Raw genomic sequence first — 12,267 nt, forward strand, 5'->3', positions numbered from 1 at the left:
TCGAAGTCTTGGCAGAAACTGTCGAACGGTAAACAAATTATCAACAATATGTAGTGTTGTGCCTAATAATTATACACAAGTGATTGAATTTGTGGATAAAATGTCCCTGCACATTGAAAAACAAGGGCCATTTTGCTATGATGGTATTACTTTTGAATGTGAATAGGTTTGTTTGTTCTATAAATTATCAACAAGCTGTGGATAAAGTTGTGAACAATTCAAATTTATCCATATTTTTTTGTCTCTTTATATTGCATATTGGGGATAAGATGCAGTACCAACCCATTTTCTTCGACATTTCCACTTCATGGCTGACGCCACATTTGGAAGATTTAAAGGAGTGACAGTCTGTGGACAGCCATACTTCCGAATTATGGCAGCAAATTTTAGAGATTATTCAAACCAAATTAAGCAAGCCGAGCTTTGATACCTGGTTTAAGGCTACGAAAGCGTTAACCTTCAGCCCCCAGGCTCTAATCATCTCGGCGCCTACAACTTTTGCCGTAGAATGGCTGGAAAGCCGCTATACAAAATTGGTGGGAGCTACCGTTTATGAAGTCACCGGACAGCAGGTTGACGTCAAATTTGTGATTGAGGAGAACAAGCCCTCTGAGCCTGTGATACAACAAATGGCACCCTCGCCCGCAGTATCGCGTGAAGAAGCGCAGACCCATTTGCTCAATCCCAAATATACTTTTGATACATTCGTAATCGGTTCCGGCAACCGTTTTGCGCATGCCGCCTCACTGGCGGTGGCCGAAGCGCCTGCCAAAGCTTACAACCCGCTGTTTCTGTATGGAGGCGTAGGACTCGGAAAGACTCATTTGATGCATGCCATCGGACACTATGTTCTGGAGCACAATCCGAACAATAAGGTCATCTATATCTCGTCCGAGAAATTCACGAATGAGTTCATCAATTCGATCCGTGACAACCGCGGCGAAAGCTTCCGCAACAAATACCGCAATGTTGATATTCTGCTGATTGACGACATCCAATTCCTCGCCGGCAAGGAATCAACGCAGGAGGAATTTTTCCATACGTTCAATGCCCTGCACGAAGAACGCAAGCAAATTATTATCTCCAGCGACCGTCCCCCAAAGGAAATTCCCACCCTGGAAGAACGGCTGCGCTCCCGGTTTGAATGGGGACTCATCACCGATATTCAGCCGCCGGATCTGGAGACGCGAATCGCCATTTTGCGCAAGAAAGCCAAGGCAGAGAATCTGGATATCCCGAATGAAGCTATGATGTATATTGCCAACCAGATTGATACGAACATTCGTGAGCTGGAAGGCGCATTAATTCGGGTTGTGGCCTATTCATCGCTTACCAACCAGGATGTAACCACTCATTTGGCAGCCGAAGCGCTTAAGGATATCATTCCATCAAGCCGGCCGAAGATGATCACAATCGGTGATATTCAGCAAAAAGTCGGCGAGTATTACAATTTGCGCATGGAGGATTTCAAAGCGCGCAAACGCACCAAGGCTGTAGCTTTTCCACGGCAAATCGCTATGTATCTCTCTCGTGAATTAACGGATTATTCGCTGCCTAAGATCGGAGAAGCCTTTGGAGGACGCGATCATACCACCGTTATCCATGCCCATGAGAAGATTACACAGTCATTAAAGGTAGACCAGGAGTTGTACAAAGTGGTAAATAATCTTGCGGAGAAAATTAAAAATCCTTCATAAGAGTAACAAAGAGCCTATACACAATCTATTCACATGTGGGTAGGCTTAATTTTATGCTGTTTTTACGGTTATCCACATAAACGGCGCCCCTACTACTAATACTATTAATTAACTATAATAATTCATCATCTAAGAGCGCCGTTTCAAAGAGAATCCACAGCCACCCAATTCCCAATTTTCCAGCTAGGAGTGAAATCATGAAAATAAGCATTCTCAAAAATGAGCTCAACGAATCAATAGGTCATGTATCCAAGGCGATTTCCAGCAGAACCACTATCCCCATTCTTACCGGCATTAAGTTTGAAGTCAGTCATCAAGGCGTTACCTTAACTGCAAGCGATACGGATATTTCCATCCAATCTTTCATTCCTGCAGAAAGCGACAGCCAGACCATCGTAAAAGTAGAACAGCCCGGAAGTGTTGTGCTTCCAGCAAAGTTCTTCGTTGAAATCATCAAGAAGCTTCCCTCCAAAGAAATCCATATGGAAGTCAAAGAAGGCTTTCAGACCTATATCTCTTCCGGTTCCACCGAGATTCAAATCGTTGGCCTTGATCCCGAAGAATTCCCTGTGCTGCCTAGCATAGAGGAGAATGATACGATCTCACTGCCCGGCGATTTGCTGAAAAATATGATCAAACAAACCGCTTTCTCCATCTCCACCCAAGAGACAACACCGATTCTTACAGGGATTTTGTGGAATCTTAGTGATAATGAATTCAAATTCACGGCAACTGACCGCCACCGTCTCGCGACAAGAGCTGCACACCTGGAAGGAACGGACAATGTTCAGTTTGCCAATGTTGTTATTGCCGGTAAAACGCTGAATGAACTTAGTAAAATCATTCCCGACCAGAATATGCTGGTGGATATTGTCGTAGCGGATAACCAGGTGCTGTTCAAAATCGACAAGGTGCTGTTCTATTCGCGCATCCTGGACGGAATTTATCCGGATACTTCTAGAATTATTCCGACTGCCTACAAAACAGAACTAACTTTGGATACAAAAAAATTAAGCGAATCCATAGACCGTGCTTATTTGCTGTCCCGTGAGGAAAAAACCAATATCGTACGCATGCAGACACTTGATAACGGTGATGTTGAGATTTCCTCAAGCTCGTCGGAGCTGGGCAAAGTGCGCGAGGAGCTGGAAGTGATTGATTTTAAAGGCGAACCGCTGAGAATCTCCTTCAACTCCAAATACATGCTTGATGTGCTTAAGGTTGTCGAGAGCGAACAACTGGTGATCGCTTTTACGGGAATGATGAGTCCAATCATCCTGAAGCCGCTTGATGAAAGCCGCAGCCTGTATGTCATTCTCCCTTACCGGACCACCAATTAATGCCGCTGTCCATGCACCTGTGGATAAGTGGCTGAAAGGATAAAAATCATGAAAAAAATACTTATCCACAGTGGATATATTAAGCTCGACCAGTTTTTGAAGCTCTCCGATTGTGTATCCACAGGAGGGATGGCCAAAGCCCTGCTGCAGGAGGGTTATGTGAAGGTTAACGGCGAAAAAGAAGAACGGCGTGGAAGAAAGCTGTACCCGGGTGATACAATAGAGGTTCAGGACAACGGTGTTTTTGTGGTTGAAGGCGGCGGAATAAAAGAGGAATAGTCTAAAGGGAGGCACAGGCTTGTGTTCGTCAAAAATATCGGTCTGCAGTATTACCGCAACTACGGGCTGCTGCGTCTGGAGAGCCTGGGCGATGTGAACCTTATTCTCGGTCAGAACGCCCAGGGCAAAACCAACCTCATGGAGGCTCTGTTCGTCCTGGCAATGACCAAAAGCCACCGGACCTCCAAGGACCGGGAGCTTATTTCCTTTGATGCCCCGGCAGGCTCCGCGCAAATTGTGGCCGATGTAGAGCGCAAATACGGTGATCTGAAGCTGGAGCTGACCTTGTCCTCCCAAGGCAAAAAAGCCAAAATTAACGGACTCGAGCAGCGCCGGCTCAGCGAGTTTGTGGGCTCACTGAATGTCGTCATGTTCGCCCCGGAGGATCTGGAGATTGTCAAAGGCACGCCCGGTATCCGGCGCCGGTTTCTTGATATGGAAATTGGCCAGGTTCAGCCAAGCTACCTGTTTCATCTGCAGCAATACCAAAAGGTGCTGCTCCAAAGAGGCAATTTGCTGAAGCAGCTATGGGGCAAGGAGGCTGCAGGCCAAGAGCTTTTGGAAATATGGGATGCCCAGCTTGTGGAGCATGGTGTTAAAATCGTAAAAAAAAGGAAACAATTCATAAAGAAGCTGCAAGTATGGGCAGAGAGCATCCACAAGGGCATTACCAACGGTGGAGAAGAGCTGAAACTAATGTATGTTCCCTCTTTCGGTGAACGGGAGATGGAAGATGAAGCTGTTTTATTGAACAATTTTATGTTAAAGTTATCACAAACGAGAGATCAAGAAATCAGGCGTGGCATGACGCTGACGGGTCCCCATCGGGATGACCTGTCCTTTTTTATCAACGGAAGAGAAGCTCAGGTCTACGGTTCCCAAGGGCAGCAACGTACGGCGGCTTTATCGCTCAAGCTGGCGGAAATTGAGCTGATCCATGAGGAGATCGGAGAGTATCCTGTGCTGCTTCTTGATGATGTTTTGTCCGAACTTGATCCCTACCGTCAGACCCAGCTTATCGAAACCTTTCAGAGCAAGGTCCAGACCTTCATTACCGCCACCGGGGTAGAGAGTCTGAATGCCGAAAGATTAAAAGGCGCAAGCCTATATCATGTTCATGACGGCAAAGTGGAGCTATAAAGAGCGGAGGAAGATCATGTATATCCATTTAGGCGGGGAAAAAATTATTCGATCCTCAGAGTTGATTGCTATATTTGATATCTCGATTGAGAAATCTTCCAAGGTGTCGAAGCAGTTCATTATTCATTCCGAGCAGGACAAAAGACTGGAACGAATCGGTGAAGAGGAAGCGAAGTCCATTGTCGTAACCAAAAACACTGTATATTACTCCCCTATTTCCTCCTCCACTCTCAAAAAAAGAGCCAAAATCTTGTTAGAAATATAGTGTATTCAGAGTTACAAGAGATAATCAGAAAGAAGTAGGTGAAGACATGTCAATGAATCAACCGACATATGATGAGAGCCAGATTCAGGTACTGGAAGGGCTAGAGGCAGTTCGGAAACGTCCCGGCATGTACATCGGCTCCACTAGCGCCAAAGGTCTGCATCATTTGGTCTGGGAGGTTGTCGATAATAGTATCGACGAGGCGCTGGCAGGTTTTTGCGACCGGATTCAGGTAAAGATTCATGAGGATAATAGTATAACTGTTATTGATAATGGCCGGGGTATCCCTGTCGGAGAGAACGAGAAGCTGAAGAAATCTACCCTCGAAGTTGTCATGACTGTCCTGCATGCAGGCGGTAAATTTGGCGGTGGCGGGTATAAAGTATCGGGCGGTCTGCACGGCGTAGGGATATCGGTAGTGAATGCTTTGTCCGAGAAGGTAGTTGTAAAAGTTAAACGCGACGGCCACATCTATCAGCAGGCATACAGACGCGGCGTACCGGAGTATGAGATCAAGGTGGTTGGGGATTCCGATGAGACCGGGACAACGACTACTTTTCATCCCGACCCGGAGATTTTCACCGAAACTACTATTTATGATTATGCGACTCTGCTCACCCGTATCCGCGAGCTGGCTTTTCTTAACAAAGGCATTGAGCTGTCCCTGCTGGATGAACGGACGGGAGTATCCAACGTTTTCAAATATGAAGGCGGTATTGTTGAGTATGTGAAATATTTGAACGAGAAAAAAGAAGCTCTGCATGAGGAACCGATCTACGTGGAAGGCTCGCGGGATATGATTGCGGTGGAAGTGGCTCTGCAATATAACGATTCATATACAGAGAATATCTACTCTTTTGCCAATAATATTCATACCCATGAGGGCGGAACCCATGAATCGGGTTTTAAGAGCGCATTAACGCGAATCATTAATGATTATGCCCGTAAGACGGGAGTCATTAAGGACAGCAACGCGAATCTGACCGGGGATGATGTTCGTGAAGGATTGACAGCAATCATTTCGGTCAAAATTCCGGAGCCCCAATTCGAAGGCCAAACCAAGACCAAGCTGGGCAACAGTGAAGTCCGTGGTATTGTTGAGTCTCTCTTCGGGGAGAAATTGCAGCAGTTTCTGGAAGAGAATCCGGCGGTTTCCCGGCGTGTGCTGGAGAAATCACTGCAGGCTTCCCGTGCCCGTGAAGCAGCCCGTAAAGCCCGTGAGCTGACTCGCCGCAAGAGTGCGCTTGAAGTTAGTGCACTGCCGGGTAAGCTGGCCGACTGCTCATCCAAGGATGCCTCGATCAGTGAGCTGTATATCGTCGAAGGTGACTCTGCCGGCGGCTCTGCCAAGCAGGGGCGTGACCGTCATTTCCAGGCGATTCTGCCATTGCGCGGTAAAATCCTGAACGTCGAGAAAGCCCGTCTTGATCGTATATTGTCCAATGCCGAGATCCGGGCAATTATTACGGCACTGGGAACCGGCATCAGTGATGATTTCGATTTGTCCAAAGCCCGTTACCACAAGGTCGTCATCATGACCGATGCGGATGTCGATGGAGCGCATATCAGAACATTGCTGCTGACGTTCTTCTACCGCTACATGCGCAAGCTGGTAGAGGCAGGCTTTATCTATATTGCCCAGCCGCCGCTCTTTAAGATTGAGCGCAACAAAGTCGTTCGTTACGCCCAGTCAGAACGTGAACGTGATGAGATCATCGCTACGTTTGGCGAGAATGTTAAAGTTAATATTCAGCGCTATAAAGGGCTTGGAGAGATGGATGCAGCTCAGCTATGGGATACAACAATGGACCCTGAGAGCCGTATCATGCTACAGGTAACGATTGAGGATGCGATACTCGCTGACAGTATCTTTGATACTCTCATGGGAGATAACGTCCAGCCGAGATATGAGTTCATTCAAGAGCATGCGAAGTCAGTTCGGAACCTTGATATCTAATAGGTGTACATTATAGTGAACCACCGCTCCCTGTTCTCTGATGAATAGGGGCGGAGGTTCTTTTTTCTGTCCGTTACCGGGATTTTGAAATAGACTTGCGGCGGGAAGCTGAAGCAGGCTTGGGGCTCTTAAACCGGCCATAGGCTGCAGCATAACGATGGATTCTGCGATATATTGATTTATTGGGAAATGTTTTGAAAATCATAACTGCCGGAAGCGTGTTGACCTCCAGCAGCCACATATCATGATGCGGGTCAAGCGCTACATCAAGTCCAATCTCTTTAAGTCCCGGATAGGCAGTTTCAAGCTGTGCGGCGATTTTTACTCCAAGCGATTTCAATCGCTGTATGGCTGCAGTCATTTCAGCCGGGTCCATGTGGGCTTTCAACAGGTCGTGAACGGTAAAAATACTGCCGCCATTGTGATAGTTGGTGACAACCTTTTGCGGGGCGGCTACTCTGCCGAGCATTCCTGTCGTTTCCCAGCCTCCTGTCAGATTTTTCTGAGTAAGTACCCGCAAATCAAAGGGCAGGTTCTGATGGCACAGCAGGTCAATTCCCTGTTGGATCAAATAAGGCCGTCCTTTTATCCGCGGCATGATAGCTGCGTGCAGCTCTTGCGGGGTGTTAAAAACCTCAGCGTCCTTTGCATACCGGAGGATGTACATAACCTTCTGCTCGGTTTCGCGATTGTCGATCAGATGATCGGGGCTGCTTTCATTGTCCGGCTGCTGATCGCTTGGGCTTAAATGAACCGTACGTTGTTCAGCCCTCATTACTCCACTACCATAGGTCCCGCGGTCCGGCTTAATGTATACCGTTCCATGGATTTTAAGCAGTTCTGTTAGAGCTTCCAGTTTATATTTCCTCGTTTCCGGTATGAAGGCTGAAAGCTTGCTGTTCTGCAGGATGACTTTCGTTTTAGCCCATTTACTGGACACCCGTTGAATCCTCATGATCATCCTCCTAAAAAGTATTGTTAGTTACTTGGAAAGCATGGCTGCGGGTTGAAATGTCAGGACAATCCGCCTAAACAATGTTATAATATAAGGATATGGGGTTATGTCTTTTTGGACGAAATCAGGGTCATAAGACCATTCTTCTTGTCTTTACAGTCTATGTGCTGAAGACATTGGCGGACAGGGCATATACCCGTATTCTGCTAAAGAAAATCAATGCAAAGGCTATCATGTTTAATTGTGCTACTTTTGTGAAAGTAATATAATTAGGGGTAGCGGTTTTTAACTGAAGGAGGTCCAGCAACTCATGGCTGAACAAAATAACCCGCAAGTCCACGATCGGGACATTGGTGTGGAAATGCGCGAATCCTTTATGGATTATGCGATGAGCATCATTGTAAGCCGAGCTTTGCCGGATGTGCGGGACGGACTTAAGCCTGTCCACCGACGCATTTTGTTTGCGATGTCGGAACTTGGAATGTTTTCGGATAAACCTCATAAGAAATCAGCAAGAATCGTCGGTGAGGTTATCGGTAAGTATCATCCTCACGGAGACTCTGCAGTTTATGAAACGATGGTCCGGATGGCCCAGGATTTCTCAATGCGGTATATGCTGGTGGATGGTCACGGAAACTTTGGATCTATCGACGGAGATATGGCTGCAGCTATGCGTTATACCGAGGCGCGGCTATCCAAAATCGCGGGTGAAATGCTTCGTGATCTGAACAAGGAAACAGTAGATTTCGCACCCAACTATGATGGTGAAGAAAATGAGCCGGTAGTTTTGCCTGCCCGGTATCCCAACCTGCTCGTTAACGGGGTATCTGGTATCGCTGTTGGTATGGCTACCAATATTCCTCCGCATAATCTGGGTGAGGTCATTGATGGTGTTCAGGCAATGATCAAGAATCCTGATATTACTCCTATGGAACTCATGGAATATATTCAAGGCCCGGATTTTCCAACTGCCGGTTACATCCTGGGCCGTGAGGGCATTCGCCAAGCTTACCGCACTGGCCGCGGATCGGTCACTATGCGAGCCAAGGCGGATATTGAAGAGAATAACGGTAAAGCGCGGATCATTGTGAGTGAGCTGCCTTACCAGGTCAATAAGGCGAGATTGGTTGAGAAGATTGCCGAATTAGTACGTGAGAAGCGGATTGACGGCATTACGGATCTTCGCGATGAATCCGACCGCAATGGTATGCGTGTTGTGATTGAGATGAGACGTGATGTGAACCCGAACGTCGTGCTGAACAATCTCTACAAGCACACTTCAATGCAGTCTACGTTCGGCATCAACATGCTGGCTATTGTCAATAACGAACCAAAGATTCTTAATTTGCGTGATGTGCTGCATCACTACCTGCAGCACCAAATAGAGGTTATCCGCCGCCGGACCGTCTTTGATCTTAAGAAGGCTGAAGCACGGGCGCATATCCTGGAAGGTCTGCGCGTAGCACTGGATCATTTGGATGAAGTTATTGCCTTGATCCGTGCCTCACGCACAACGGATATTGCGCGAGATGGCTTAATGAGCACCTTTAGTCTCAGCGTAGAGCAGGCACAAGCTATCCTTGACATGCGGATGCAGCGCCTGACCGGTCTGGAGCGGGAAAAGATTGAGAACGAATATAACGAGCTATTAGCCAAGATTGCTGAGTATAAAGAGATTCTGGCTAATGAGCACCTTGTGCTGGAAATCATCGGCAATGAGCTGCAGGAGATTCGCGATAAGTATTCGGATGACCGCCGTACAGAAATCACAATTGGAGAAGAAAGCATTCTCGATGAGGATCTGATTCCACGTGAAGAGGTGGTCATTACCATCACGCATACTGGCTACATCAAGCGTTTGCCGGTAAGCACCTACCGCAGTCAGAAGCGCGGAGGCCGCGGTGTAATGGGAATGGATACCAAAGATCAGGATTTTGTGGAGCATCTCTTCGTGAGCAACTCTCATAATTACCTGATGTTCTTTACCGATAAGGGCAAGGTGTACCGGATCAAAGCGTACGAGATCCCAGAGCTTGGACGTACCGCACGCGGGACACCAATCATCAACCTGATTCAAATCGAACAGGGTGAGAAGATCAACGCGGTAATCCAGGTTGAGGATACCGATAGTGATAAATATCTGTTCTTTGCTACCCGTGAAGGGATCGTGAAGAAGACCCCGCTGGAGGATTATAATAACATCCGTAAGGGCGGGCTCATTGCGATTAATCTTCGCGAGGAGGATTCGCTGATTGAGGTTAAGCTGACGGACGGCGAGCAGAATCTGATCATCGGTACCGCACGCGGGATGTCGATTACGTTCTCCGAGAATGATGTGCGTTCTATGGGCCGCAGCGCAACCGGCGTTAAGGGAATTACTCTCGACGATAATGACCATGTTATTGGTATGGATTGTGTGGATAAGGAGCTTGAAGTGTTGATTGTAACCAGCAATGGTTACGGCAAACGGACACCTGCAAGCGACTATCGTTCACAGACTCGTGGAGGTAAGGGAATCAAGACCATCAGCCTTACCGAAAAGAACGGTCCGGTAGTGGGTCTGAAGGTAGTTAAGGATGACGAGGACCTGATGATTATCACCACCAGCGGTACTCTGATCCGCACAAGTATGGATGGCATTTCCACCATGGGCCGTTATGCACAGGGCGTTAAGCTGATCAATATCCGTGAGGATGACGCTGTGGCAACTCTTTGCAGAGCTGATAAGAATGAAGAGGATGAACTCTCAGAGCAAGAAGGCGGAGAAGAAATTCAAGGCGAGCCTGTAGAGGACGCTGGAGATGCGAACCAGCCTGAAGCAGGTGCAGACAGCGAAGAGGACAGCCTCGAATAGAACAACTAAAAAGATCAAGAGTTTCTGTTTGCAGAGACTCTTGATCTTTTTGTATTTATACATCCCCTTGGTAGGAGCTCGTAATAAATTTTTGCCAATTGACATTAATCTATCTAGTCGCTTACGGCTATCCATACTATAATTAGAGAGTTATATTACCCAGAGCGCAGTGTCACAGAAATAGAGGGGCTGATTTTATGCCAAGCATATCCGTAGGAGATGTTAAACCGGGTTCAAAAATTGTAAAAGATGTAATAACACCTTTGGGAGGTGTTTTATTTGCTAAGGGGAAGATTATACTCCCACGGGATATCGAGATTTTGCAGGCATTCCTGATCCAACAGATAGAAATAGAGGGTGCCCAGGGAGATAATAAAGCTTCCGAAACAACCAAAGCAGCCTCCAAGCGTGCGTCGCTCAAAGCAGGTGCGATGATCAATGAGTCACTGCTAGCCAAGAGCAACTCTCCTCTTCATGATGAGTATGAGAAGATGCTGGCGTTAATTAAGAAAAGCTACGCTTCCGTGGCTGCTGCTCCCTTGCCTATTTATGAATTGCGAAGTCAATTAGAGACATTAATCAGTTACTTGAAGGACTATCATATTTTAAAATTTACCCCGCGGGTTGTGCTTGACCAGGATTATTACTATCACAACGCTGTACTCTCAGCACTGACCTCCTACAAAATTGCCCAATGGTGCGGGTATCCGCAAAAGGATTGGCTGCAAGCTGCATTCGCCGGGCTGCTGCATGATATAGGGAACGTTAAGGTCGATGCCTCACTGCTGCAGAAGCCGACTCCGCTGACAGCAGATGAAGTAGAGGAAGTTCGCAGGCATACCACCTATGGTTACCAGCTGCTGCGCAATGTTACGGCAATCAATGAAGGCGTCCGATTGGCGGCACTGCAGCATCATGAGAAAATTGACGGTTCAGGCTATCCACTCCATCTTGAGGGCACTCAGATCCACTTCTACGCCAAGATTGTGGCTGTTGCGGATATATTCCATGCCATGACTCTGGAGAAGGCGTACAGAAAGGCACAGTCGCCGTATCTGGTTCTGGAGCAGTTGCTCACGGAGAGCTTTGGCAAGCTGGATCCGGTCATCGTTCAAACGTTCATTCAGAAAACAACCGATCTTTATAACGGCACAAGAATACGTCTTAGCGACGGCCGCCATGGAGAAATTATTTTCACTGACCGCAGCAATCCTACACGCCCAATGGTTCAAGTCGAAGGCGAGATTGTTAATTTAATGATGGACCGTGAACTGTACATTCAGGAGATTATTGCTTAAGACTGTCTGATAAGCTTTTATACTAAAAGGCTACGCTCTCATACAACTGCTGGAGAAATTCGCGGTGATAAAGGGGCGTAGCCTGTTCTATATAAATCATTCAAAATAAAGCTTGCAAAGAATCTCTATACATGGTATATTCTTATTCCGGCCAAGAAAGTTCAATGCCAAGCTCGAAAAAAGAAATTAAAAAAAGAGCTTGCATTAATCGGCCGAACATGATATATTATAAGAGTTGCTGGTGACGAGAACATCGACGCCGACAACGAGCTTGATCTTTGAAAACTGAACAACGAGTGAGTATCGGAAATCACGCAAGTGAGTTCCAAAATGAGAATTTTAATTCTCGTCAGATGTTTCAAAATGAGCGAATCGCTCTTTCTAATACGTTTCGGTTGGTTCTTTTCTCGAAGCAATTCGGGTGAAGGATCGCTCGAAAAAACCTTATTGGAGAGTTTGATCCTGGCTCAGGACGAACGCTG

At 46.9% G+C, this 12,267-nt stretch carries 9 protein-coding genes; 8 read left to right on the top strand and 1 reads right to left on the bottom strand.

From position 1 onward, the window contains the following. Positions 1-350: 350 nt before the first annotated feature. The 6 genes from dnaA (at position 351) to gyrB (ending at position 6,678) form a co-directional block, all read left to right on the top strand. Complete coding sequence (gene dnaA, locus AC0LWN_RS27390; protein WP_019914529.1) at positions 351-1,697, top strand: chromosomal replication initiator protein DnaA; 1,347 nt, start codon at positions 351-353, stop codon at positions 1,695-1,697. A 197-nt stretch (positions 1,698-1,894) separates the two neighbouring features. After that, positions 1,895-3,037 (top strand): DNA polymerase III subunit beta, encoded by a 1,143-nt coding sequence (dnaN, locus tag AC0LWN_RS27395; protein WP_458964915.1) that lies wholly within the window; start codon positions 1,895-1,897, stop codon positions 3,035-3,037. Positions 3,038-3,085: 48 nt separating this feature from the next. Next, positions 3,086-3,316, top strand: coding sequence for a S4 domain-containing protein YaaA (yaaA, locus tag AC0LWN_RS27400; RefSeq protein WP_474671023.1), 231 nt, complete (start codon positions 3,086-3,088; stop codon positions 3,314-3,316). 21 nt (positions 3,317-3,337) lie between these two features. Then, positions 3,338-4,456, top strand: coding sequence for a DNA replication/repair protein RecF (gene recF, locus AC0LWN_RS27405; protein WP_474671025.1), 1,119 nt, complete (start codon positions 3,338-3,340; stop codon positions 4,454-4,456). A gap of 16 nt (positions 4,457-4,472) precedes the next feature. Next, positions 4,473-4,721 (top strand): extracellular matrix regulator RemB, encoded by a 249-nt coding sequence (remB, locus tag AC0LWN_RS27410; RefSeq protein ID WP_219220158.1) that lies wholly within the window; start codon positions 4,473-4,475, stop codon positions 4,719-4,721. A 46-nt stretch (positions 4,722-4,767) separates the two neighbouring features. Then, entirely contained in the window at positions 4,768-6,678 is a 1,911-nt protein-coding gene (gene gyrB / locus AC0LWN_RS27415) for a DNA topoisomerase (ATP-hydrolyzing) subunit B (RefSeq protein WP_474671030.1), read from the top strand. Between the two features lie 73 nt (positions 6,679-6,751). On the opposite strand, the gene AC0LWN_RS27420 is transcribed toward gyrB, so the two are convergent. Further along, complete coding sequence (locus tag AC0LWN_RS27420) at positions 6,752-7,633, bottom strand: YheC/YheD family protein (RefSeq protein WP_474671032.1); 882 nt, start codon at positions 7,631-7,633, stop codon at positions 6,752-6,754. A gap of 310 nt (positions 7,634-7,943) precedes the next feature. Between AC0LWN_RS27420 and gyrA the strand changes: the two genes are divergently transcribed. After that, positions 7,944-10,487: a DNA gyrase subunit A gene (gene gyrA / locus AC0LWN_RS27425; RefSeq protein ID WP_474671035.1), complete on the top strand. Its 2,544-nt coding sequence runs from the start codon at positions 7,944-7,946 to the stop codon at positions 10,485-10,487. A 197-nt stretch (positions 10,488-10,684) separates the two neighbouring features. Continuing rightward, positions 10,685-11,785 carry an HD-GYP domain-containing protein gene (locus AC0LWN_RS27430; RefSeq protein ID WP_474671038.1) on the top strand — a complete coding sequence of 367 codons (1,101 nt, stop codon included), beginning with the start codon at positions 10,685-10,687 and terminating at the stop codon, positions 11,783-11,785. The last annotated feature ends 482 nt before the right edge of the window (positions 11,786-12,267 follow it).

The organism is Paenibacillus sp. sgz302115 (assembly GCF_056120445.1).